23 protein-coding genes and 6 pseudogenes are annotated in these 22229 nt (G+C 53.2%); 20 read left to right on the top strand and 9 right to left on the bottom strand.

The genetic code is table 11. The features are described from left to right. Window positions 1–180, bottom strand: a pseudogene (locus BLT55_RS34315) (hypothetical protein); the annotation flags it as partial. 322 nt (window positions 181–502) lie between these two features. Here BLT55_RS34315 and BLT55_RS35085 point away from each other — a divergent pair. Both BLT55_RS35085 and BLT55_RS35080 read left to right on the top strand, forming a co-directional pair. Continuing rightward, on the top strand, window positions 503–775 hold the full coding sequence (locus BLT55_RS35085) for a hypothetical protein (protein ID WP_397389534.1): 273 nt from the start codon (window positions 503–505) through the stop codon (window positions 773–775). A gap of 24 nt (window positions 776–799) precedes the next feature. Next, window positions 800–1114: a hypothetical protein gene (locus tag BLT55_RS35080; RefSeq protein WP_397389535.1), complete on the top strand. Its 315-nt coding sequence runs from the start codon at window positions 800–802 to the stop codon at window positions 1112–1114. Window positions 1115–1166: 52 nt separating this feature from the next. Here BLT55_RS35080 and BLT55_RS30110 read toward each other — a convergent pair whose 3' ends face one another. Next, entirely contained in the window at window positions 1167–1892 is a 726-nt protein-coding gene (locus BLT55_RS30110; RefSeq protein WP_057415120.1) for a plasmid mobilization protein, read from the bottom strand. A gap of 654 nt (window positions 1893–2546) precedes the next feature. Between BLT55_RS30110 and BLT55_RS30105 the strand changes: the two are divergent. Continuing rightward, window positions 2547–2732: pseudogene (locus tag BLT55_RS30105) on the top strand (IS5/IS1182 family transposase); the annotation flags it as partial. Window positions 2733–2880: 148 nt separating this feature from the next. Here the strand turns inward: BLT55_RS30105 and BLT55_RS30100 are convergent. Next, window positions 2881–3255 (bottom strand): annotated as a pseudogene (locus tag BLT55_RS30100) (Tn3 family transposase); the annotation flags it as partial. Window positions 3256–3270: 15 nt separating this feature from the next. Here BLT55_RS30100 and BLT55_RS30095 point away from each other — a divergent pair. Beyond that, window positions 3271–3525, top strand: a complete 255-nt coding sequence (locus BLT55_RS30095) for a PIN domain-containing protein (RefSeq protein WP_455657236.1) — start codon at window positions 3271–3273, stop codon at window positions 3523–3525. Between the two features lie 160 nt (window positions 3526–3685). On the opposite strand, the gene BLT55_RS30085 is transcribed toward BLT55_RS30095, so the two are convergent. Both BLT55_RS30085 and BLT55_RS30080 read right to left on the bottom strand, forming a co-directional pair. Continuing rightward, window positions 3686–4063 (bottom strand): hypothetical protein, encoded by a 378-nt coding sequence (locus BLT55_RS30085; RefSeq protein ID WP_004666662.1) that lies wholly within the window; start codon window positions 4061–4063, stop codon window positions 3686–3688. Between the two features lie 67 nt (window positions 4064–4130). Beyond that, window positions 4131–4367: pseudogene (locus BLT55_RS30080) on the bottom strand (IS3 family transposase); the annotation flags it as partial. Window positions 4368–4696: 329 nt separating this feature from the next. On the opposite strand from BLT55_RS30080, the pseudogene BLT55_RS30070 reads away from it, so the two are divergent. The 8 genes and pseudogenes from BLT55_RS30070 to BLT55_RS33680 all read left to right on the top strand — a co-directional run. Further along, window positions 4697–5287, top strand: a pseudogene (locus BLT55_RS30070) (recombinase family protein); the annotation flags it as partial. 147 nt (window positions 5288–5434) lie between these two features. Then, window positions 5435–5968 carry a hypothetical protein gene (locus BLT55_RS30065; protein ID WP_074801971.1) on the top strand — a complete coding sequence of 178 codons (534 nt, stop codon included), beginning with the start codon at window positions 5435–5437 and terminating at the stop codon, window positions 5966–5968. A gap of 93 nt (window positions 5969–6061) precedes the next feature. Beyond that, on the top strand, window positions 6062–6574 hold the full coding sequence (locus tag BLT55_RS30060; RefSeq protein ID WP_223862837.1) for a hypothetical protein: 513 nt from the start codon (window positions 6062–6064) through the stop codon (window positions 6572–6574). A 169-nt stretch (window positions 6575–6743) separates the two neighbouring features. Next, on the top strand, window positions 6744–7775 hold the full coding sequence (locus tag BLT55_RS30050; RefSeq protein ID WP_055000947.1) for a hypothetical protein: 1032 nt from the start codon (window positions 6744–6746) through the stop codon (window positions 7773–7775). A gap of 76 nt (window positions 7776–7851) precedes the next feature. Further along, window positions 7852–8055, top strand: a complete 204-nt coding sequence (locus BLT55_RS30045) for a hypothetical protein (protein WP_055000948.1) — start codon at window positions 7852–7854, stop codon at window positions 8053–8055. Window positions 8056–8293: 238 nt separating this feature from the next. Then, a complete protein-coding gene (locus tag BLT55_RS30040) occupies window positions 8294–9271 on the top strand; it encodes an IS5 family transposase (RefSeq protein ID WP_007247761.1) in 978 nt (325 codons plus the stop codon). Between the two features lie 516 nt (window positions 9272–9787). Next, window positions 9788–10117, top strand: a complete 330-nt coding sequence (locus BLT55_RS30035; protein WP_055000424.1) for a hypothetical protein — start codon at window positions 9788–9790, stop codon at window positions 10115–10117. 366 nt (window positions 10118–10483) lie between these two features. Then, window positions 10484–10615 (top strand): annotated as a pseudogene (locus BLT55_RS33680) (IS3-like element ISPsy28 family transposase); the annotation flags it as partial. A gap of 220 nt (window positions 10616–10835) precedes the next feature. Here the strand turns inward: BLT55_RS33680 and hopBM1 are convergent. Beyond that, window positions 10836–11309 (bottom strand): type III secretion system effector HopBM1, encoded by a 474-nt coding sequence (hopBM1, locus tag BLT55_RS30030; RefSeq protein WP_074801968.1) that lies wholly within the window; start codon window positions 11307–11309, stop codon window positions 10836–10838. Window positions 11310–11878: 569 nt separating this feature from the next. Between hopBM1 and BLT55_RS30020 the strand changes: the two genes are divergently transcribed. From BLT55_RS30020 to BLT55_RS29990, 6 genes are all read left to right on the top strand, one after another. Then, window positions 11879–13108, top strand: a complete 1230-nt coding sequence (locus tag BLT55_RS30020; protein ID WP_074801624.1) for an IS91 family transposase — start codon at window positions 11879–11881, stop codon at window positions 13106–13108. A 258-nt stretch (window positions 13109–13366) separates the two neighbouring features. After that, window positions 13367–13558, top strand: coding sequence for a hypothetical protein (locus BLT55_RS30010; RefSeq protein WP_005759895.1), 192 nt, complete (start codon window positions 13367–13369; stop codon window positions 13556–13558). A 182-nt stretch (window positions 13559–13740) separates the two neighbouring features. Further along, the gene (locus tag BLT55_RS33675) at window positions 13741–13914 is read left to right on the top strand and encodes a hypothetical protein (RefSeq protein WP_005759896.1); all 174 of its coding nucleotides are present in this window, start codon (window positions 13741–13743) and stop codon (window positions 13912–13914) included. Continuing rightward, window positions 13914–14174: a hypothetical protein gene (locus BLT55_RS30005; RefSeq protein WP_223862867.1), complete on the top strand. Its 261-nt coding sequence runs from the start codon at window positions 13914–13916 to the stop codon at window positions 14172–14174. Before BLT55_RS33675 ends, BLT55_RS30005 begins: the two co-directional genes overlap by 1 nt. Before the next feature lie 677 nt (window positions 14175–14851). Further along, window positions 14852–15844, top strand: coding sequence for an IS5 family transposase (locus tag BLT55_RS29995; protein WP_074801965.1), 993 nt, complete (start codon window positions 14852–14854; stop codon window positions 15842–15844). Window positions 15845–16026: 182 nt separating this feature from the next. Then, window positions 16027–17256, top strand: a complete 1230-nt coding sequence (locus BLT55_RS29990; protein ID WP_074801977.1) for an IS91 family transposase — start codon at window positions 16027–16029, stop codon at window positions 17254–17256. Between the two features lie 227 nt (window positions 17257–17483). On the opposite strand, the gene BLT55_RS29985 is transcribed toward BLT55_RS29990, so the two are convergent. Together BLT55_RS29985 and hopAB1 are read right to left on the bottom strand one after the other, a co-directional pair. After that, window positions 17484–17723 carry a LexA family protein gene (locus tag BLT55_RS29985; protein WP_074801962.1) on the bottom strand — a complete coding sequence of 80 codons (240 nt, stop codon included), beginning with the start codon at window positions 17721–17723 and terminating at the stop codon, window positions 17484–17486. Between the two features lie 210 nt (window positions 17724–17933). Beyond that, window positions 17934–19565 carry a type III secretion system effector protein HopAB1 gene (gene hopAB1 / locus BLT55_RS33220; protein WP_074801959.1) on the bottom strand — a complete coding sequence of 544 codons (1632 nt, stop codon included), beginning with the start codon at window positions 19563–19565 and terminating at the stop codon, window positions 17934–17936. A 621-nt stretch (window positions 19566–20186) separates the two neighbouring features. Between hopAB1 and BLT55_RS29975 the strand changes: the two genes are divergently transcribed. Both BLT55_RS29975 and BLT55_RS29970 read left to right on the top strand, forming a co-directional pair. Continuing rightward, on the top strand, window positions 20187–20468 hold the full coding sequence (locus BLT55_RS29975; protein ID WP_074801749.1) for a hypothetical protein: 282 nt from the start codon (window positions 20187–20189) through the stop codon (window positions 20466–20468). Then, entirely contained in the window at window positions 20449–21678 is a 1230-nt protein-coding gene (locus BLT55_RS29970) for an IS91 family transposase (protein ID WP_074801624.1), read from the top strand. Before BLT55_RS29975 ends, BLT55_RS29970 begins: the two co-directional genes overlap by 20 nt. 102 nt (window positions 21679–21780) lie before the next feature. Here BLT55_RS29970 and BLT55_RS34305 read toward each other — a convergent pair whose 3' ends face one another. Continuing rightward, complete coding sequence (locus tag BLT55_RS34305; RefSeq protein WP_223862855.1) at window positions 21781–22212, bottom strand: hypothetical protein; 432 nt, start codon at window positions 22210–22212, stop codon at window positions 21781–21783. Window positions 22213–22229 lie beyond the last annotated feature (17 nt).

Below are 22229 nucleotides of genomic sequence, written 5' to 3'. Positions count from 1 at the left end.
CACTGGGCAGTAACAGCGCACCGTCACGGCTTCGGGCCGATCCGGCTTGCCGGTGATCTGCCACATTGCTGACGGACAGGTCTTGCAGGCCATCGGCAGGTGCGGCAGTGCGTCGCCCCGCAGTTTCAGCAGGACTTCGCTGGTGATCTCTCTGTCGTTGCCCGGTGTGTACTGAGTCATGGGATTCTCCATAAGTTTGATAAAACCTGGCTTCGCGTTCGGCCAGTAGCCGAACACGATCTTCAGGGGAGGCTTCGGAATAGGCTTTGCGAAACTTGGGGGTGGCCTTGTTGACGTACTTGATTTCCCTCGCGCGCTGCGGCCAGGCGAGCAAGCGCTCCTGAATCACACTGGCTTCAAGCGGTGGTTTCTTCAGTTCACGCCTGACAATGAAGTCATCCTGAAAGATGGTGTCTTTCAGATTCGTGCCCTTTGCGTCACCCGGCAATTTGACCGAAATATATTCAGTGTCCTTACCTTCGTTACGGATGCGTGTCTCACCGTGTTCAGCTACCAAGGCATAAAAGTCAGCCCGTGTAGTCACACCCCGTTCAATTATCTGCTTGACCAAATCCTGTTTGAACTGGCGGTTCTTGCCGTAAAAGTCATCGCCTTTATAGCGAGACAGGACACTGGCCGCGTCGGCGATGTCCGCACGGACATTCTCACGCGGCGAAGACAGGCCATACTTCTGGTTGATGTGTTCCTGAAAAGCTTCAAAGTACTTTTCATGATTCTTGTACACATCAACCGGATTGGCCTCATTGCCGCTTAGCAGGTTGATGCGCGGGATAATGATGTGGATGTGTGGCTTGCGGTCAATGACCTCACCGGTTTTCCTGTCAGTCACCGTTTTCATTTTGGGCAAATGCGCTTCGGCATACAGATTGAACTCTTCTGGCTTATACGCATGCATGAAAAAGTTCTTGAAGTCGGTCGTGATAGATTTAAGCAACTCAGGCGAAACGGTGTCTTCTTTGAAACTGAGTGTAAAAGTAAGATACCGGTCCTGACCGTAATCTGGGATACTTTCGTAGATGGCCCTGGTCAGACTGAGCTGCCCCTCAATGATCAAGCGATGGTCCAGTTCATCACGGGTGAACTCCCGACCTGACTTATTGCCTTTTTCTAAGTACTCCTGCGCCCCGGTGTTATAGCCACTGACTCTAATCAGCATATTCTATACCTGCTAATAAAATCGTTTCGATGACCACAAGCGATTCATACCATTTGTCTCTCACACTGTCGGCAATAAGGCCCCTATCACTGGCTGATTTAGCGATATAAGCCAACTGAGAAATGTTGTTACCGGCTTTGTTGACGATGAATACTATTCTTTTCCTAAACCCGGTAAACTCTCTAAACACCGGTTTTTGATTTAAAATAAGCTCTCTAAAAAAGGCTGATGCAGAACAGCCCGCCCGTTTGATCATGTCATTAAACTGGGCCATTTCGTCTTGGGTGAGTCGAAACCGGATGATATGAACTTTTTTGCCAGATACGTTAGGTGAGCCACGGTTGCCGTTATGGACTGGCCTTGACGGCTTTGGTGGGTCAGTCTCGGGCAATACCGTGAGCAATAGTTGTTGAATAGCGTTCAGCTTATTAAGCCAGTGGAGATACTGCTTTTGATAAAGCGTGCCGTTGTAAGGTGCCGAGTTTGCGGAGTAGGCAACTTTGTTTAGAGCATGTCCGGACTTTTCGAATACCTGCTGCATCCGCTTCTTGTCGATTGCGGACTGCTCGAAGGTAGGCGAACGGCTCATCACCAGGTCATGAAAGAAGCGGGCTGGCTTGAGGCCGGATTGCGCGATGGGCTCAGCAAACCGGGCGAACTGTTCATCCGTGAAACGGCATGACACGGGGCATGATTTGGTCACTTTTTTGGCCACAACATCACCTCCTGAGGGCACCTGAATGACGACAACCAACAACGACAACGACAACGCTTTCCCGCTCTGCGGGGTTCCAAAGGGGTATCCCCTTTGGCACGTCGATTGGCTACGAAAAAGGCGAAGCTCTTTTTTGTAGACAATCGGTAACGTGCCTGTTTTTCGAATTCGAGATTGAGCCGAGTCATGCAGAACTGCATAAAAGCTGCAATTTCAATGCAATCGCACTGCGTAATAACTGCATAAAAACTCTAAATCACTGCATAGACAGACGTTTTAACTGCGAATACACTGCAAAAAAATTCATAAGCACTGCAATCACACTGCATTTCTGCGAAAATATCATTCAAATCGAACCTGGGCGTAAACCAATGACCAAATCCTCCCTAGGTAGCCGCTGATTTATTCTAAAATCCAGCTGTTGCCCCCAGATAAATCAAGGCCTCCAGAGCGTTGCCGGGACGAAAAATCGAATAAATCAGCGGCTCCCTAGGGAGACGCTGATTTATTCTAAAACCCAGCTGTTGCCCCCAGATAAATCAAGGCCTCCAGAGCGTTGCAGGGACGAAAAATCGAATAAATCAGCGCCTCCCTAGGAGGGTGTAGACAAAATAAATTAAACTTTCACTCCCTTGTCTGAATAGCCCTCAAGCCATGCCTAAAACCGGACGTCCTCGCTCGATTGCCGCCGAGCACTATCCCGTGCTGGTGAAACTCGCTCATGCACAGCCCTATTCCAGCCAGGCCGAATTGGCGCTCGTATTCTTCGCCGAAACCGGTATCACTGCGCATCCCGACACCTTTGCAAAAGCGTTGAAAATGGCAGGGATTTGGAAAGTGTAGAAGGGTATGACCTTTCCGGCCCCGCACAACCGACCGAGTATTTTGACGTTCATGAGGCGAACAAAGTTAACTGTATGAACAGGGCAGCCTGCGGCTGCAAATCGCCCGTTCTTGGGGTTGTAAGCCGGAACCGCCGAAATTTCCGTCATCCCAGCTCCAGTTCGGCCACGAGCGCGTCTAGGTCGAGCATCTTGCCGTCGCTCTGGAAGGTGTAATGCCCGTTCAGCAGGATGTGCCGCCAGGCTGCCGGTGACATCTGGGTGATGAGCGCCAGCGCGTTGGCGTTGCCGCTCGCCTCATACTTCGTCAGCAGCCGCGACAGGATGGCCGAGTTGTAGTAAATGACCGCGTTGGCGATCAGGCGCGCACACTGGTTGCTGATTTCGATCTCGATGTCGGTGCGTCCGGTCAGTTCCTTCTTGCCACCGACCTGGGCAACGGTTGAGCGTAGCTGGTGGTAAGACTCGATGCGGTTCTGGGAGCGGTGCACGTTGCGCTCTAGTTGAGGGTCGCGCAGGTATGCGAATTTGTTTGGGTGCTGATGCGCGTCTATGGCTTCCAGCAATCTGACGCGGCCGACGCGATCCGGGCGCTACTGGATGCCGCCAACGTGGAAGTGAACCGGCCCGCCGTGGAGGCCGGTTTGCTGGTGCTCGACGCAGGCGGTGACTTTGCCGATGGCGTCATTGCCTACGAAGGTAATTGGCTTGGTGGGGAAACCTTCGTTTCCTTCGATAAGAAGGCGGTGACACTTCTCTCTGTCCAAGGGCAATCAGCGCGTCTTTTGTGACGGACATGAGAATGAACGAATTTCGCCGACTGGCCACGAAGATCGACCAGCATATGAAACAGCTTGCCACCCAAGGTGTCAGTGAGGCCCATTCCATCATCAATCACATGATGGGGTACGTGCCTGACAACCGTGCAGCTGGGCCAGGTAGAGGGTCGGCTCACACGATCTTGCAAGGGATAGAAGCGTCCTCGTCGAAGCTATAGACGGCGCACAAACGGTGGTAGCCGTCGGCAACTACGGTGCGCTGGCCTTCCTGGCGCACCAGCAGCAGCGGTGACAGAGCGGTGCCGGACTGGATTTTTTTGAGGTCCCTTTCCACGTGTGCATTGCTCATTCCTAGCGGCGAGAGGCCGCTGGCGCGCAGGATGTCCTTGGCCTTGAAGGCCGACATGGGTGCCGCGTGCAGCTTACGCACCAGCTTGGCGCAGTGGGCGTCGTCATACAGCAGATTAAGATAGGACTGCGCAGCCGGATAATCATGTTCCTCCGGTTGAGCCAGCCAGGCGATTGTGTTCTTGTCGGTCTTGTCACCCATTAAAGTGCTCCCTCGTTGGTAGGTAGTGAACCACTGCTTCTTGATACGCCCAGAGTTCCTTAGACACTCAAGACCCTCGTTGCGCGTAGCGCCGTTCAAACTCTACAGGGGACAGGTCACCAGTTGAACCGTGGCGGCGGTTGGGGTTGTAGAACATCTCGATGTAGTCGAATACCTCGGCGCGTGCGGCGTCCTTGGTGGGATAGATCTGTCGCCTGATCCGCTCGCGTTTGAGCAGGCCGAAGAAGCCTTCACAGGCCGCGTTGTCCCCGCAATGTCCCACTGCACTCATCGAGCACACTAGAGGGTCGTGACAAAATTCCGGCGTACTGCCCCATCCCGTCCCATATGACGGCTTGGCCGAGTTCTCCGAAGAGCACAAGCCACGGGTAGCTCAACTGCTGGTTACAGCGGCAACCTGCAAGTCTTCCAGCCACACGACAACGAGCTGGGCAGCCTGCACCGCCAATGGCTATCCGATCTGGACAGCTTAAAGACTTTTTACGCGCGACGGGCACTGACCCCAAAGCGTTGGAGTATGTGAACGAAACGTTCGCACGCCTTGCCGGACGTATCAAGCAACTTGCCGAGTGATCGCTCGGGACGGGTGGCGGAAATTTCGGCGGTTCCGGCTTACAACCCCAAGAAGCGATCATTGGCAATGCGCGAGCATCGGGCTACTACGTGGCTGCGGTCTATCGCGAAAAAGCCTCGGGCGCTCGATCCGACCGCCCCGAGCTGTTGCGCATGATAGAGGACCTGCAACCAGGTGAAGTCGTCATCGCTGAGAAGATCGACCGAATCAGCCGTCTTCCCTTGGTCGAAGCAGAAAAGCTTGTGGACGCGATCAGGGCTAAGGGCGCACGCTTGGCAGTGCCCGGCATCGTCGATTTATCGGAATTGGCCGAGGCATCCAGTGGCATCGCCAAGGTGGTGTTGCAAGGTGTACAAGACATGCTGTTGCGTGTGGCACTGCAAATGGCCCGTGACGACTTTGAGGACCGGCGAGAGCGACAGCGGCAAGGCATCGATTTGGCCAAGAGCGCTGGTCTATATAGAGGACGCAAGCCGAATGCTAAAGTGCATGAACAGATCATTGCCCTTAAAGGCGGCGGGAGTAGCATTACAGAGACTGCGCGGCTGGCGGGCGTCAGTGTCAGTGTCAGCCAGGTGAAGCGTGTCTGGGCACAGCACCAGGCTAAGCTTCAGCAGATAAAACTCTAGGCGGCACGAGAGTCTGTCTACCGTCAGCAGTACTTACCGTACGTTTTTTTCGGAATTCTGCGGGCTATCATACTTAATTCTTTGTAGAATAACGGCATCTTGCCACCCATGAGCCGTCAGGCTTTTTCCAAGGATTGAGGAAGTTTGATGAACGCTTTGATGACAGCCATCTGTATAGCGTGGGCTGGGTTTTTCTTTCTGTTTTATCGAGGACTCTATCACCGGCATGTTCGTCATGCTGCGTATGCCGAGTTTGCACGGGCCACGTTCACGGCAGTGCAAGCTCATTTCCCTGAGTTGAAATCAAAAAGCACGAGCCTCGTTATCGACAAAGGCTTTGGGATCAAAGATGACGAAGCTTGGCAGGAGGCGCTTCATACTTTCATTTCGCATCGAGTTGTTTCTGAGCTGAGCCCCAGGACCAGAGAGGCTTTGAAAGCGTCACCGAGTGCCAGCAAGGATTTCTCTACGTTGACTGTCAACCTAGTGCTGTCACTTATCGCGCATCAGAGCATGCCTGAGACCTACAACATCACCGAAGCTATCGCCTCGATTGAGGAGCCCGAGGACCCAATTGCATTTCTAACCGGTACACCTAAGGAGGCGCTGATTTATTCGATTTTTCGTCCCTGCAACGCTCTGGAGGCCTTGATTTATCTGGGGGCAACAGCTGGGTTTTAGAATAAATCAGCGTCTCCCTAAGTATCCTCTGAAAAAGCCCATTTTTTTGGAGAGGAACCGGGCTGGAGCGCCTGTATTTACTGGCTTCGACTTTTGAAGAAAAGGCTTTTTCAGACCTTCCCTAAATTCAAGCCGGAGAAAGAGGTATTGACCCGCTTGGCGGTTGCGGTGTTGGCAGTCGGACTTATGGGAGGGACATCACCTTCAAATGCAGCCAGTGGAGAAGCTTTTTCCCCTCTATCGGCATGCAGTGCGCTTGCCGATATCGACGGTTTTCAGCCAAACAAAAGCGGCTACATTGAGCTTTACGATGGCATTTTTTCTTGCGCCACACCTTACAAGGAGTTGGGAAACCAAGCGTTGCCTAACAACATAGCGCTGTATGGCAAAGGAAATGCAAGCGAAGTCACGCGTGTGAAATTGATGCTTAACGTCAATGTTTCCTCACATGGGGCCCAAGACGCCAAACTTTTGGCAAGCCTTTGCACGCAGATGATAACCAACGTCACTGGGATTTCGGCTTCCGATCTAGAACAGAAAATAGCCCAGGGCAAGCCTTTCAAACAGCCTTTCCACGGTTATAACGCGTACCTAGGGAGGCGCTGATTTATTCGATTTTTCGTCCCTGCAACGCTCTGGAGGCCTTGATTTATCTGGGGGCAACAGCTGGGTTTTAGAATAAATCAGCGTCTCCCTAGATAGGACTGTATGGAAAACAGGGAAAGGCTACGAGCTTAACTGCGGTATTGCTACGCTGAATAACAAGGAGTAGGTGATGTTCTCAATTATGCTCAGCGGCGTACCGCACGGAATAAATCCACGGTGGTGGGTTGTCACAGGCGTAGTAACTGCGTTGGGAGTGAACGTTTTTGCATCAAGCTGGATCTCCGGTTTGATGCTGATATGTCTTGCCATTTTGATCAGCCCCCCAGTCTACGACCGCTTGCTGGTGGCCATCAAAGTCGGGGATCCGCTCCACTTGCGGATGTTGGTCGTCCTGATAGGTCTGACTGCTTCTACGTATGTGCTGAACGTTCACACCTCACATATGGAGGATCAGCGCGTCGCTGCTGCCAAAGCAGAGCAGGATCGTACAGATCAACTCGAACGTGAAGCCAGCGCAGCAGCTGCAAACGCAAAGATTGAGAGCACCCGGCAGTTCTACCTAACCAACAAATCTTCGATATTGCGAGAAATTGCTACCGCGCTTGACTCGAGAGACGTCAATAAAGCAACCGCTATCAACGCCAAGTATGCCTCTGTTATTACGGATCCGGAGTACTTGGTGCTGCAGCAGAAACTGGCGAGACTCGCTGCTGAGATGGCTCAGGCCAAGCGTGAGCAAGAGCGTAAGGACAAAATTGCGGGACTGCTTGCCGATCTCAAAACTGTAGACGCCGCCGATTACACCAAAGCAATGTCGCTTTACACATCACTGCTTGAGCTTGACCCCTCCAACAAGACATACCAGCAAAGTCTTGAACGCTTCAAGAAAGCTGAAGCTTCACGTCAGTCGAAAATCGAGGCCGATCAACAGGCCGCAGCGGCGCGTGCTTCACGCACTAAACAGATCGAAAGCCAGTTCAGCCCATGGGATGGTTCGCACCGAACATTTGAGAGGCTGATCAAACAGGCCATGAATGATCCCGACAGCTATGACCACGTCGACACCCGATACGTGGATAAGGGTAAATTTATCCGGGTCTACGCAACATTCAGAGGTAAGAACGCCTTTGGAGGGACTGTCAAAAATACCCGAATAGCTGACTTTGACATTGATGGAAATTTCTTGCGAGAAGTCGAATAGAGTAGTGTCGAGCAGCCAACAGAATTCCCCCGGCCGCGCTCTACGGAGCGGCCAGTCTGCAGTTTAAGGAGTTGTCATGCAGTTGAGTGAGGTGAAGCAAGTCAAGCAGGTGATTGGCGAGAGTGACGCAAATGCTCGTCTGAAAGACGGGTGGACACTGCTGGCCGTGGTGTCTGCAAGCTTGAACAATGGCTCAGCGTCGGCGATGTACGTGCTGGGTAAATCTGGCCCTGTTGAGCAGGAGCCAGAAACAGACTGGAAAGCGATGGTCGGTGAATAATCCTGCCGCAGCGGGTAATGTCTACCACTTTCAATCCCAATGCACTCTCTTGGGGCGAATAGAGAAAACGGAAAAAATCGTACGCTAGTGTACTGTTTTTGAATAAACCAGCTACTGGCTAACGGAAAATTCAAATTTTATCAAGAACTTAGGGAGGCGCTGCAAAAATAGCCAACTGTCCCCACCCTTGGCACACTAAGTTCCTTCAACAGCCTCCCTCTCCGTGAGCGTTACGCGCGTGCAGAAGACCTTCTCCGAACTCGAATATACCGGCAAGAAAAAGCAGACTCGCCGAGATCGCTTCCTGGCTGACCTTGAACAGTTGGTGCCCTGGGCCCTGCTGGAGGCGCAAGTGGCGCCGTTTTATAGCAACACCGCAGGCAAGCGCGGACGCCCTGCGATAGGGGTGTCGCGCATGTTGCGCATGTACGTCGTGCAGCAGTGTTTCGGTTTCTCCGATGAAGGTTGCGAAGATGCCGTCTACGACAGCCAGGCCATCCGCGGTTTTATGGGTATCGACCTGGGTCGCGAGTCTGCACCGGATGCCACCACCTTGCTGCGTTTTCGCCGCTTGCTGGAAGTCCATCAGCTAACCCGGCTGCTGTTTGAAACGATTAACCAGCATCTGGCCAGCCGGGGGCTGCTGCTCAAGGAAGGCACTATCGTCGACGCTACTCTGATCGCCGCGCCGCCCTCGGTCAAGAACCGAGAAGGCAAGCGTGATCCTGAGATGCATCAGGCCAGGAAAGGCAATCAATGGCACTTTGGGATGAAGGCCCACATTGGTGTAGACGCCACGTCGGGGCTGGTGCACAGCGTAGTAGGGACGGCCGCTAACGTGGCGGATGTCACCCAGGTTGGCCAGTTGCTTCACGGTGACGAAACCTATGTTTCGGGTGACGCTGGATACACCGGTGCGGCCAAGCGACCGGAGCATGCTGAACGGGACGTTATCTGGTCGATTGCAGAACGGCCAAGCAGTTACAAGCAGCACGGCGAAGGCAGCGTGCTGTATCGGGTCAAGCGCAAAATTGAATATGCCAAGGCGCAACTGCGTGCCAAGGTCGAGCACCCCTTCCAGGTAATCAAGGTGCGCTTCAATCATCGCAAGGTTCGCTACCGTGGGCTGGAAAAGAATACAGCGCAGTTGTTCAGTTTGTTTGGGTTGGCCAATCTGATGCTGGCCAAGCGGTATTTACAACAGACGGCAGGATAAATCCGTCTGAAAGGCGGGACTGGCCCGCCTTTCAGCAAAATGAGGGCAGAAATCTGCTCGAGAAACGTAAAATAAGGCCGGCAGGTTGAAAAAAACCGGCTTGGAAATGGGGACGGTGCGAACGGGTTAATTGTTCAGCGTCTCCTTAGGTTTCAGGTCATGGGTAAGTTATTTCGAAAACAGTACACTAGCGTGAATTTTGTCAGGTTGAGGTCATAGAAGTTGACGGCGATCCGTCAGGAAATACAGAAAACCGTCCTAGTCTGACAGGGGGCTGGTGAGCGGCCTGACGCCGGGTTGAGGTGTACCTCCGACTGAAAAAAAACTTAGTCTACGATATTGTCCGAACTCTCGTGGTTTCCCGTATAGAGTAATAGAGTATTAAAAAAATGTTCTTAAGGAGACGCTGATTTATTCTAAAACCCAGCTGTTGCCCCCAGATAAATCAAGGCCTCCAGAGCGTTGCAGGGACGAAAAATCGAATAAATCAGCGCCTCCTTAAGAAGGAGAATATATATGTTTGAAATATTAAAAATGAGAATTTTTGTTGCCAAAGTACAGGCTGAGCTAATGGCACAGCACCGAGATCAAGACTTTGTAAATACAATATGCCAACTGCCTAAAAACTTAAATGATCTGAATTTTTTGCGTAAGAATTCTTATTATAAAAAAGAGAAAATTGCGCCATTTATTGCTGCATGCCATGTATTATGCGAAAGTTTAGAATCTAAAGAATTAAATTCCCAATACAAAATCATATGTGCAAGTCTTTTAGCTAAACGCATACAAAAGTCTGAGGGAAATCAGCATTTTTACTTACGCCATATTCAACTTTTTCAGATTTAAAATTTAAGCTGGAGCGATGGACCGACAAAGCCATAAAAAGTGGCCTGCTATCAGAAGCAAGCGAAAGCTGATTAATAGCTGTAACGACCTGCAATCAAAAGGCCCCTGACTACGCTGCAGGCCAACCCACACGAGATAGTCGATGCGATTATCTCCTTTGCGTCTGTGGCATGCCCGCGAGGACCGGTAATACAGTCTCGGAAGACCTTAGTCCTCGTTCACCCCATTTTTGGAAAAACCACGGGTTGAACCGCTGAGGTCATAATTAGAAAATGTGTTACGTCCTGTAGCGCTCAACCGAGATATGACCTTGCCCCTGAAAAACGTATCCCTTGCCAGGTGCCTCAATAGCCGCAAGGATACGACATGACTAAGCCCAAGACAGACCGCGTTAAATACACCCTCGAGTTCAAGCTTGAGGCCGTGCGACTGGTTGATACAGGCCTGACGCTTGCTGCCGCTGGCAAGGGATACGTTTTTCAGGGGCAAGGTCAATTTGAGCTTTGTCATGATGCCCGTTATTGATCATCATGAAGCCTGCTTACCCACCGCTGCTGCTTCAGATGAGTCCAGCCTACGCACCTCGACCGCTCAAAAACCTCTTCACCGCTAACCAGTATTGGGCACATCTCCTCGAAGGGGGCTATGAAGACATGACGCCTTCTTCATAGCGTCAACTTGATGCATAGGCATCTTAAAATCCTCATGCATAAACTCATCAGTCCTCGTTTAGCCGCAGCGGAACGAACTGACACTCAGATGCTGACTTTGTACATTCATATCCTTGAATTCCAACCGCGCCACGCTCTTTAATCCAATTGTGCTGACCTTCAATGGAAACGATAAGTGTCTTTAATCTATTCTCATTTCCTGCTTTGCGATACTCAAGATCTATTACGCCATTATCTCCGCTTAGTGAATAACTACAGTTAGTCAATGTTCCTCCCTTCTGACTTTTATCCACTGAAAGATATAAAGCAGTGGAAAACTCTTTAATGGAGTGTTTCTTGTGTGGTTGAGAAACCCAGTTCCCCTCCCAACCAGCAAACGTTTCCGGCGCGATATAGATACCATTAACGTACTTCACGCTTTGCGGGACAGGACAACTCATAGCATGAGCGTTAGCCGCCATAATGCAGGGGGATGCGGTCAATATAGCCGCCAGCAGACTGCTCTTGTGAAGCCTGTTCATAGCACTTGTCCTCTTGTCTGGTTCTTATAAATAGAATGAATGACTAGGCTCTATACGTAAACCAAAAAATACGATTGCTTGTAGAGAGCACGGAAGTGTTAGTGGAGCCGCACCAGCCGGCAGTTCCCAGCCTGCGGGGAAATATGAGGGCCGGGGAGCAATGAACATCGATTTGAGCTTTGCCATGAGGCCCATTATTGATCATCATGAAGCCTGCTTACCCACCGCTGCTGCTTCAGATGAGTCCTGCCTACACGCCTCGACCGCTCAAAAACCTCTTCACCGCTAACTGTAACGACCTGCAATCGAAATGGCCCGGACCTGCAATCATAGCGTTTTTCGACCGGGATTGATTGCGTCTATCCGGCACCTCGAACCAGCATTGACTGCAAACGAACCTGCATCCACCCACTTCGACCTGCAATCGAGAGCGGCCGACCAGGATTAAATGCGACTGAAAACGGGGTCCGGGGAGCAATGGAACGACATGTTTCCCGACGCTTCTTGCGTAAGCGTTTCGATGAGAGAAGGGCCAGGCGGATTCGCCATCACCGCCGTCATTCACCACGATGAGGAGCCGCCCTGCTGACGTGGCCTCTGCACCGCCTGCTTACAAACCTCGACCGCTCAAAAACCTCTTCACGGCCAACGGCTGCTGGGCAGATTTGCTGGAGGCCGGCGGTCTGCGCCAAATCGAAGTGGAGTCGATCAGCAAAATGCTCGCCTGCGGCACCTCGATACTGGGCGTCAAACACTACACCTGCGGCAACGACAGCTGCCCGCACGTCAAATACCTGTGCAACACCTGCCATTGCCGGGCCTGTCCTTCCTGCGGCAAAAAGGCCACCGACCAGTGGATCGCCGTGCAAAACAACCGTCTGCCCGACTGCCCCTGGCAGCATCTGGTGTTCACGCTGCCCGACACGCTGTGGTCCCTGTTCTTCTACAACCGCTGGCTGCTTGATGCGCTGTTTCGTCTGGCGGCCGATAACCTGATCTACACCGCCAAGCGGCGCGGTTTGCGCGTCGGGATTTTCGGGGCGCTGCACACCTATGGACGGCGGCTCAACTGGCATCCCCACGTCCACCTGTCGGTGACCGCGGGCGGCCTGGATGAGCAGGGCGTCTGGAAAAATCTGTCGTTCCACAAAGAGGCCCTGCGGCGGCGCTGGATGTGGCTGGTGCGCGATTACCTGCTGGGACAGCCGCTTTCGCAACTGACGATGCCGCCGCCGCTGGCCCACATCCACTGTGAAAGCGACTGGCACCGTCTGATACTGACCGCTGGCGGCCAGCACTGGCACATCCACTTGTCGAAGAAGACGGAAAACGGCCGAAAGACCGTCAATTACCTGGGCCGCTACCTGAAAAAACCGCCGATCTCGGGCAGTCGTCTGGCGCATTACACCAACGGGGCCACGTTGAGCTTCACCTACCTGGATCACCGCACACAGACCTATCAGCAGGAAACGCTGAGCCAGGCCGACATGCTGCGCCGGGTGGTGCAGCACATCCCGGAAAAGCATTTCCGGATGATCCGGTATTTTGGTTTTCTGGCCAATCGGGTGTGTGGGAAATACCTGCCGAAGGTGTATGAAGCATTGAAGATGGCGACGCCAGGACCGACACCGAAGCTGTATTTTGTGCAGATGGCCAAAGCCTTTCTAAACGTCGATCCGTTCCGTTGCGTGCTGTGTGGCGCGCGGATGGTATACACGGCGGCAATCAGCGGGCTGACGGTACAGGGACTGGTCCTCAACGCTCAGGCGATCGCGCAGATGAGGTACGTGAAGCCCTGACAGGGGGAAGGTGCGTCCGCACCTAGGCTTCGCGGTGAAATAACCTGCATTAACGCTGATTTATAGGGATTTTCACTGCATAAGTAACGCATCAGCGTCTTCCTACACATCGCTATGAAGGCATGACGCCTCCTTCCAAGCGTCAGCTTGATGCATAGGCATTTTGAAATTCCTATGCATGAACCAAGCTAAGGTTAAGATCGGATACTTGGGTGAGGGCGCGCCGAAAACCGCAAGTGAGTATATGGGGGATTATTAATGCAGCTGCATGAAGCGTTTCAACTGGTGGAAGCATTGGGCGTTGAAGAAGCCAATCAGCGAATCCAACAGGAAGGGGGGAAGTTGTTAGCTATCACACAGCGTGAGCGCGTCGGATCCGTATATGTCCTTGGAAAGGCCGGACCGGTCGACCCGAAACCGAAAACGGATTGGGAAGCAATGGTTGGATAAGCCTCAGCATACGCTTGGTCACAAGGGCATGAAGGTGCTGCTGCCGAAGCAGCGAACAAGTCCGATGGGGCAATACCCACCGCATGACTATTGCAGTGGGTCATCACTAAATGTCAACTGACAAACCCTTCGATTGTCTATAAAATGAGCGTACATCCAGCCGATCCCTCTGGGAGGTCGACATGACTGCAAAAGCCAAAAAAACCAGCAAGACTGAAAACCCGCATATTGAAGCTGCGGAGCGATTTCGCCAGCTGGCTCAGATTCTTGCTGGCGATCCTGCTGAAGCTAAGGCTTTCCGCCTTAAAACAGGCGTGTATAACACAAACGGCCAGCTGAAGGCCGCCTATCGCTGATGTATCAACAGCTTCCCTCATTTGTTCTCGGTTTTCACGGTTGCGATCGAAAAATCGGGGAAGCTGTGCTCGCTGGTGAGCATGTTGCTCAGAGTGTCAATGATTATGACTGGTTGGGTGAAGGCGCATATTTCTGGGAAAACAGTCCAGAGCGTGCTTTGAGCTATGCCCAACACATCAAAAAGCACTCCGGCCGTGGCAAAGGGGCGATCAAGCGGCCATTTGTCGTTGGCGCTGTGATCGACTTAGGGAGACGCTGATTTATTCTAAAACCCAGCTGTTGCCCCCAGATAAATCAAGGCCTCCAGAGCGTTGCAGGGACGAAAAATCGAATAAATCAGCGCCTCCTTAGGTTTATGTCTAAATCTGACGGACGAAGGTGCTCTTGATGAGCTTCGAGCTGCTTACGACATCCTTGTTGCTACGTCCGAGGACATACCACTCAACACCCCTGGGTTTAATGGCGATCAGGACAATCTCAAACGTAAACTAGATTGCGCTGTGTTCCAGACATTACACCAGGCTCGCGTTGCGGTAGGGCTACCGGATTACGCATCAATCCGGTCTCCCTTTCTGGAAGGGCCGGATCTATACCCAGGCACTTCTTTTCGCAAGCAAACGCATGTGCAGATTTGCATAAGAGATATGTCCTGCATTAAGGGATATTTCCTGCCCAGAAATGCTGATGGTTCGCTCTTCCAGCTCTAGGCAGTAGGCCCACCTAGTTTGTCATACTCAATACTTCACCTGAATGGGGTTGTAAGCCGGAATCCCAGAAATTTCCGTCATGGGCGGGAAGCCAGTACTGGTGCGGATTGACGCCAAACAGTTGTTTTCCGGCAGCGACGCCGCCAAGCCGAAAACGGCTTGATTGAGCGGCCAAATATGTACGGAAAACCGTATCGGGTAACACAAGCAGCCAGGAACCACTCTGGTGATGTTTTCCGACGGAATTTTCTGGGATTCCGGCGTACACCCCCAGTACGCGTGTAAACGCAAGCAGACTCGCCGCGAGCGCTTTCTCATCGAGATGGATCAGGTGGTGCCCTGGAAAGGCTTGATCGCTCTGATTGAGCCTCATTATCCGAAGGGCGAAGGTGGCCGTCCGGCCTATCCGCTGATGGCGATGCTGCGGATTCACCTGATGCAGAACTGGTTTGGTTACAGCGATCCGGCGATGGAGGAAGCACTTTACGAGACAACGATCCTGCGCCAGTTCGCAGGGTTGAGTCTGGATCGAATCGCCGATGAAACCACGATTCTCAATTTCCGGCGCCTGCTGGAAAAGCATGAGTTGGCAGGCGGGATGTTGCAGGTCATCAATGGCTATCTGGGTGATCGAGGTTTGATGCTGCGCCAAGGTACGGTGGTCGATGCGACGATCATTCATGCGCCGAGCTCGATCAAGAACAAGGACGGCAAACGCGATCCCGAAATGCATCAGACGAAGAAAGGAAACCAGTATTTTTTCGGCATGAAAGCGCATATCGGCGTCGATGCCGAGTCGGGTTTAGTCCATAGCCTGGTGGGTACTGCGGCGAATGTGGCGGACGTGACTCAGGTTGATCAATTGCTGCACGGTGAGGAAACCTATGTCAGCGGTGATGCGGGCTACACCGGCGTGGACAAGCGTGCGCAGCATCAGGATCGCCAGATGATCTGGTCAATTGCGGCCCGTCCAAGCCGTTATAAAAAGCATGGCGAGAAAAGTTTGATCGCACGGGTCTATCGCAAAATCGAGTTCACGAAAGCCCAGTTACGGGCGAAGGTTGAACATCCGTTTCGCGTGATCAAGCGCCAGTTTGGTTATACGAAAGTCCGGTTTCGCGGGCTGGCTAAAAACACCGCGCAACAGGCTACTCTGTTTGCCTTGTCGAACCTTTGGATGGTGCGAAAACGGCTGCTGGCGATGGGAGAGGTGCGCCTGTAATGCGGAAAAACGCCTTGGAAAGGTACTGTTTGAAGGAAAATCGATGAGTTAACAGCGCAAAAACGTCTGACTATCTGATCGGGGAACAGGGCAGCCTGCGGCTGCAAATCGCCCGTTCTTGCGATCGCGTAGCAGCAGAAACATGGATTTGAGCTTTGTCATGAGGCCCATTATTGATCATCATGAAGCCTGCTTACCCACCGTTGCTGCTTCAGATGAGTCCAGCCTACACACCTCGACCACTCAAAAACCTCTTCACCGCCAATCAATGCTGGGCACACCTCCTCGAGGAGGGCGGCTTGCGCGACATCGAAGTCGAGTCCGTCACCAAAATGCTGGCCTGCGGCACCTCGATCCTGGGCGTCAAACACTACACCTGCGGCAACGACAGCTGCCCGCACGCCAAATACCTGTGCAACACCTGCAGCTGCCGCGCCTGTCCATCCTGCGGCAAAAAAGCTACCGATCAGTGGATCGCCAATCAACAGCACCGCTTACCCGAGTGTACCTGGCAACACCTGGTGTTCACATTGCCTGACACCCTGTGGCCGCTGTTCTTTCATAACCGTCACTGGCTCGATGCCTTGTGTCGCCTGGCCGTCGACAACCTGCTCTATGCGGGCCGACGCCGGGGCGTGGAAGTGGGTGTTTTCTGCGCCATCCACACCTACGGCCGGCGACTTAACTGGCACCCACACATCCATGTCTCGGTCACCTTGGGTGGGATCGATGACGCAGGTGTCTGGAAAGATCTGTCGTTTCATCCATCAGCCTTGCGTCGGCGCTGGATGTGGAATGTACGCCAGTACCTGCTCAGTCAGTGGGAGCACACCACCGTCCCACCTGAAAACGCTCATCTGCAGAGCGAAAATGACTGGCGTCACCTTGTGCTCAACGCCGGTGGTCAGCACTGGCACATCCACTTGTCGAAGAAGACGAAAAACGGCAAAAAGACCGTCAATTACCTGGGCCGCTACCTGAAAAAACCGCCCATCTCGGGCAGCCGATTGGCGCACTACACCTGCGGGGCCACGTTGAGCTTCACCTACCTGGATCACCGCACCAAGACCTATCAGCAGGAAACGCTGAGCCAGACCGACATGCTGCGCCGGGTGGTGCAGCACATCCCGGAGAAGCACTTTCGGATGATCCGGTATTTTGGATTTCTGGCCAACCGCGTCTGTGGCCGACAGCTACCCCGGGTGTATGAGGCGCTACGCATGGAAAGGCGTGGCAAAGCGCCAAAACTGTATTTTGCGCAGATGAGCAAAGCGTTCTTGCAGCGGGATCCGTTCAGCTGCGTGCTGTGCGGAGCACGGATGGTTTATACCGCAGCCATCGCCGGCCTGACCGTGCAGGGCTTGATCAACAACGCTCAAAGCATCGCGCAATTGAGGTACGTGCCGGCCTGATACGGGAGAGGTGCGTCCAAAATCTGGAAAAGGTACAGAAAAGTCGCTTTCAATCCATTTTTCGGCGTGGGTGATGGGTTAAAAAAGCTTTTTGCCGACATCGACGCCACGTTGGCATCACGCCGAGGGGACCTTTTTCGGCGGATTACCTTGTATAGGAATTATTGAAATTCCTATACATCAAGGTTTTTTGAACCTCAGGCCATGAAGGCATCAAAAATCGATGCTTACTTCAGACCCTCCCTAGGCGGATAGGCGGGGTTGGCTGACTTCAACACCACATGGTCGCCCTGCAGGATAAGAATTTTGCACAGAGGCTCATTGTTCAGTGCCGCAATCACGATGCTGCCACTGGACGGCGTTCTCGAACGATCTACGACCACCAGGCTGTCATGAAAAATCTTTGCACCTTCCATGCTGTCGCCATCGATCTTGGCCACGTAAATGTGAGGGGCGCGCAAATCCATCAGCCGATCAAACAAGCTTGATGCATAGGCATTTTGAAATTCCTATGCATCAAGCCCTTCATTTCGCCGCTCTGTGACCGCACGACCGAGATGTACCGTTGATGACCGCCGCAAGCAAATGCAGGTCGGCAATACGGTAATGTTGACCCTCAGTGGTCCGATCACGGATTTCGCCTTGGCGACCGATGCTCTCTTGAAAAACGCTGACGGTCATGGAACAATTTTAAAAGCGTACTTAGCGATATTTTTGGCATCAAGCCTTTGTCTGTTCAGCGGATGCTCGGGCTTGTCTGCCAGGTATTGGGCAAGTTTTTTCATATCCATGAATGTAAGAGCCTTGTTTACCTCTTGGCTGTAAGGCTGCGGCTTATCCGTCGGATTAACCGCTAGACCGATTACCTGCTGATCCGGATTACTCAGTGACAATTCTTCACCAAAAAGGCAGGACGTCGCGTTGTCGGGGTGATCTGCCGCATCTCTGAAACCCAACTCTTCAGATTCAGCATCTGCCTTCGAGATTGCACGCAATTGACTAAATTGTGGAGCTATATCCAAGGCTGCGCGGATATCATCCACAACTTGCTGTCGAGCCGCCGGGTCAGTTATAAAGGATGCAACTACCCTACTTACATCCGCACCCGGGTTCAGTCTACGCAAGCGTATTGCGTAAGCCACATTATCTTCATTTTCCTTCTGCGGTGGCATCACCGCCAATCTTACAGCCCTATTGAGGCGTGAGGATTGAGGCTCTGCTTCTTGCCGCATGTTCTGCTCAATCCATTCTCTTTGGCCAGACAACAACGGTGGGGAACGTAGCAGCCTCCGGCGTCCGGATTCCGCAGAAGATGCGAGCGGCGGCAATTCCGGACTGTTCGTAGTGGTCTGACGCGAAGCGAGCATGCGGTTCAGCGCAGCACTGAAGTTCAACACGGGGTGATCCACCAAGCTCAACTCCTCTGGTATAAAGGGATTAATGCCTACACTTTCTAACGCGCGCCTCAAATCTGGGGGTAGCGGTTCAAGCGACATTATATAGCGACCAAGAGAGGTGCGCAGGCGCTCCATGTCCACTCCCTCTTGAGTCAATCTGCGCAGTGCTTCGTTAGTCTGGTTGGCACTATGATTATGCCTCGCAGCACTGGCGAGGCGTGCTGATTCCAGGTCGAGGCCTTGAGGATGCCTGTCGACCGATGTTCTAGAAGCCGCCGCGCTCGAAGACGAGCTTCGGCCCGGTGTCATCAACATAGTGGACCGCCCAATTAACGAACGCTGGCTGCTTCCTGATGATGAGTCTGCGGGGCGGGCAGGCGTTGACGATTGTATTGCTACCAAAGCTCTTTGTTGGCGGACCGTTTGACGAAGCCTCTGCCGGAGCTCGTTAGCGAGCACCGAGTCGTTGCTGATTCCAGTCATAGGCATGTTAGGAAAATGTTGAAGCAAGATATCCCGTTCGACTCGAGAAAAAACTACGGCGTTGTTATCCATTACATTTCTGAGCATGGTGCGAACATTATTAAGATCAGCGCCTCCCATGACCAACTCCTGAACGATGCGCTCTGCCTGTTGTGCCTCAGGCGACTGCCTGGCTTCTGCGGGCGGAGTGGCGCCTTGGACACGGGCAGGCGTTGCCTCCAGCCATTCTCTGGTTTGCCGCGACAACGCGTTGGATCGTAGCAACCTCTGGCGTCCGGATTCCGCAGGAGATGCGGGCGGCGGCAACTCCGGACTGTTCGCCGAGCTGGCACTGCGACTGGAGTCATGTTCGCGCTCAGTTACTGGCTCGCCGTCTGTGCGCCACTGCCAAAAAAAATTTGATGGTCCTGCTCCGTTGATACCCGGCATATAGACTCTCCACTCCTGATCTCATGGTTGCGAACTGTTCCGGCTTCGGCAATTGGACATGAGTTGGCGATCGGACATAAGTGGTTCCACGACTGATGCATATGGGGTCGATAGAGAAAACGGACAAAATCGTACTACAAGGGCTTCCCCATTGAGCACAAGCCCAATAGTTTCTGTTTGACTCCGCTGCATGTGCCGGATCGACTGAAAGAAGGTGAAGGACTGCGGTACTACAAACGGTCATCTTGAGCTGATCGCTCGGACCCTGATGAAAGACGCACGTGAGGGCCTCGTTCGCTAATCGGGACTGAATTTCCCATACGATTTTTCAGGTATCCCTCACGCAGGTCCAACCCGCTTCACATCAACGACGGCAGTGCACATTGATCCTTTTATCCGCTCATGATCCTCGCCCTAAGGAGACGCTGATTTATTCTAAAACCCAGCTGTTGCCCCCAGATAAATCAAGGCCTCCAGAGCGTTGCAGGGACGAAAAATCGAATAAATCAGCGCCTCCCTAACGCCTTAGAACTGGGCAGCCTGCGGCTGCAAATTGTGGGATTTTGAAATCGGTTATCATAGCCGAAATCGAGTCGATCCCTCCTCAGCACAGGCTTACACATGGCGTCAGAGACCAAAAAACGTAAACGGGCGAGCCGGGCAAAAGCCAAGGCAAAGCAGACCCGTCTCCAACGCGCCGGGCATACCACCTTCGTTCCCGATACCGACTTTTTCTTCGATATCGATCCTTTGGGTGATGTCGATCTTTGTAGTTGCTGCCAGACAACGTATCTGAACGACATGTTTCCCGACGCTTCTTGCGTAAGCGTTTCGATGAGAGAAGGGCCAGGCGGATTCGTCATCACCGCCGTCATTCACCACGATGAGGAGCCGCCCTGCTGACGTGGCCTCTGCACCGCCTGCTTACAAACCTCGACCGCTCAAAAACCTCTTCACGGCCAACGGCTGCTGGGCAGATTTGCTGGAGGCCGGCGGTCTGCGCCAAATCGAAGTGGAGTCGATCAGCAAAATGCTCGCCTGCGGCACCTCGATACTGGGCGTCAAACACTACACCTGCGGCAACGACAGCTGCCCGCACGTCAAATACCTGTGCAACACCTGCCATTGCCGGGCCTGTCCTTCCTGCGGCAAAAAGGCCACCGACCAGTGGATCGCCGTGCAAAACAACCGTCTGCCCGACTGCCCCTGGCAGCATCTGGTGTTCACGCTGCCCGACACGCTGTGGTCCCTGTTCTTCTACAACCGCTGGCTGCTTGATGCGCTGTTTCGTCTGGCGGCCGATAACCTGATCTACACCGCCAAGCGGCGCGGTTTGCGCGTCGGGATTTTCGGGGCGCTGCACACCTATGGACGGCGGCTCAACTGGCATCCCCACGTCCACCTGTCGGTGACCGCGGGCGGCCTGGATGAGCAGGGCGTCTGGAAAAATCTGTCGTTCCACAAAGAGGCCCTGCGGCGGCGCTGGATGTGGCTGGTGCGCGATTACCTGCTGGGACAGCCGCTTTCGCAACTGACGATGCCGCCGCCGCTGGCCCACATCCACTGTGAAAGCGACTGGCACCGTCTGATACTGACCGCTGGCGGCCAGCACTGGCACATCCACTTGTCGAAGAAGACGGAAAACGGCCGAAAGACCGTCAATTACCTGGGCCGCTACCTGAAAAAACCGCCGATCTCGGGCAGTCGTCTGGCGCATTACACCAACGGGGCCACGTTGAGCTTCACCTACCTGGATCACCGCACACAGACCTATCAGCAGGAAACGCTGAGCCAGGCCGACATGCTGCGCCGGGTGGTGCAGCACATCCCGGAAAAGCATTTCCGGATGATCCGGTATTTTGGTTTTCTGGCCAATCGGGTGTGTGGGAAATACCTGCCGAAGGTGTATGAAGCATTGAAGATGGCGACGCCAGGACCGACACCGAAGCTGTATTTTGTGCAGATGGCCAAAGCCTTTCTAAACGTCGATCCGTTCCGTTGCGTGCTGTGTGGCGCGCGGATGGTATACACGGCGGCAATCAGCGGGCTGACGGTACAGGGACTGGTCCTCAACGCTCAGGCGATCGCGCAGATGAGGTACGTGAAGCCCTGACAGGGGGAAGGTGCGTCCGCACCTAGGCTTCGCGGTGAAATAACCTGCATTAACGCTGATTTATAGGGATTTTCACTGCATAAGTAACGCATCAGCGTCTTCCTACACATCGCTATGAAGGCATGACGCCTCCTTCCAAGCGTCAGCTTGATGCATAGGCATTTTGAAATTCCTATGCATGAACTCAGCAGCTGTTTTAAGCAACCGATCAATCTCTGCAAGACTGTTGGCTTCCAGCTCGACATCACCTATTTTCAACTTGATCTTGCGTCCTGACCGCCCGGTGATCCAGGTGCCTACCGCGACCCCGATAATGGGTCCGGCAATGTTGGCAAGCGGCAACACAAACTCTCCAAATAGTTTGCTTGTTGAGCCAAAATCGCGGGTCAGGTATGGCACTGCAAAAACTTGGTAGTCACCTTCCAGCAAAGCGCGGTGAACTGCTTGGAAACCTGCTTGGCTTTCAGGGAGGGTCCAATGCGGCTCTGCAGGGTCTGGGACCAGAATGAGGTGAAGATTGCTCAAATCGTCCATGCGCCTCTCCTATGTAT

It is taken from the genome of Pseudomonas cannabina, assembly GCF_900100365.1.
Taxonomy (GTDB): Bacteria; Pseudomonadota; Gammaproteobacteria; order Pseudomonadales; family Pseudomonadaceae; genus Aquipseudomonas; species Aquipseudomonas cannabina.
Note: the sequence above shows the minus strand (reverse complement) of the source record. Positions and strands in the feature narration are given on the sequence as shown.

What these genes read in the sequence shown, in the direction of transcription:
- BLT55_RS30085 (WP_004666662.1), bottom strand. Translation starts at nt 4,063, where the DNA reads ATGGGTGACAAGACCGACAAGAACACAATCGCCTGGCTGGCTCAACCG.
- BLT55_RS30065 (WP_074801971.1), top strand. Translation starts at nt 5,435, where the DNA reads ATGAACGCTTTGATGACAGCCATCTGTATAGCGTGGGCTGGGTTTTTC.
- BLT55_RS30050 (WP_055000947.1), top strand. Translation starts at nt 6,744, where the DNA reads ATGTTCTCAATTATGCTCAGCGGCGTACCGCACGGAATAAATCCACGG.
- BLT55_RS30045 (WP_055000948.1), top strand. Translation starts at nt 7,852, where the DNA reads ATGCAGTTGAGTGAGGTGAAGCAAGTCAAGCAGGTGATTGGCGAGAGT.
- BLT55_RS30035 (WP_055000424.1), top strand. Translation starts at nt 9,788, where the DNA reads ATGTTTGAAATATTAAAAATGAGAATTTTTGTTGCCAAAGTACAGGCT.
- hopBM1 (WP_074801968.1), bottom strand. Translation starts at nt 11,309, where the DNA reads ATGAACAGGCTTCACAAGAGCAGTCTGCTGGCGGCTATATTGACCGCA.
- BLT55_RS30020 (WP_074801624.1), top strand. Translation starts at nt 11,879, where the DNA reads ATGAGGAGCCGCCCTGCTGACGTGGCCTCTGCACCGCCTGCTTACAAA.
- BLT55_RS30010 (WP_005759895.1), top strand. Translation starts at nt 13,367, where the DNA reads ATGCAGCTGCATGAAGCGTTTCAACTGGTGGAAGCATTGGGCGTTGAA.
- BLT55_RS33675 (WP_005759896.1), top strand. Translation starts at nt 13,741, where the DNA reads ATGACTGCAAAAGCCAAAAAAACCAGCAAGACTGAAAACCCGCATATT.
- BLT55_RS30005 (WP_223862867.1), top strand. Translation starts at nt 13,914, where the DNA reads ATGTATCAACAGCTTCCCTCATTTGTTCTCGGTTTTCACGGTTGCGAT.
- BLT55_RS29995 (WP_074801965.1), top strand. Translation starts at nt 14,852, where the DNA reads ATGTTTTCCGACGGAATTTTCTGGGATTCCGGCGTACACCCCCAGTAC.
- BLT55_RS29990 (WP_074801977.1), top strand. Translation starts at nt 16,027, where the DNA reads ATGAAGCCTGCTTACCCACCGTTGCTGCTTCAGATGAGTCCAGCCTAC.
- BLT55_RS29985 (WP_074801962.1), bottom strand. Translation starts at nt 17,723, where the DNA reads ATGGATTTGCGCGCCCCTCACATTTACGTGGCCAAGATCGATGGCGAC.
- hopAB1 (WP_074801959.1), bottom strand. Translation starts at nt 19,565, where the DNA reads ATGCCGGGTATCAACGGAGCAGGACCATCAAATTTTTTTTGGCAGTGG.
- BLT55_RS29975 (WP_074801749.1), top strand. Translation starts at nt 20,187, where the DNA reads ATGGCGTCAGAGACCAAAAAACGTAAACGGGCGAGCCGGGCAAAAGCC.
- BLT55_RS29970 (WP_074801624.1), top strand. Translation starts at nt 20,449, where the DNA reads ATGAGGAGCCGCCCTGCTGACGTGGCCTCTGCACCGCCTGCTTACAAA.
- BLT55_RS34305 (WP_223862855.1), bottom strand. Translation starts at nt 22,212, where the DNA reads ATGGACGATTTGAGCAATCTTCACCTCATTCTGGTCCCAGACCCTGCA.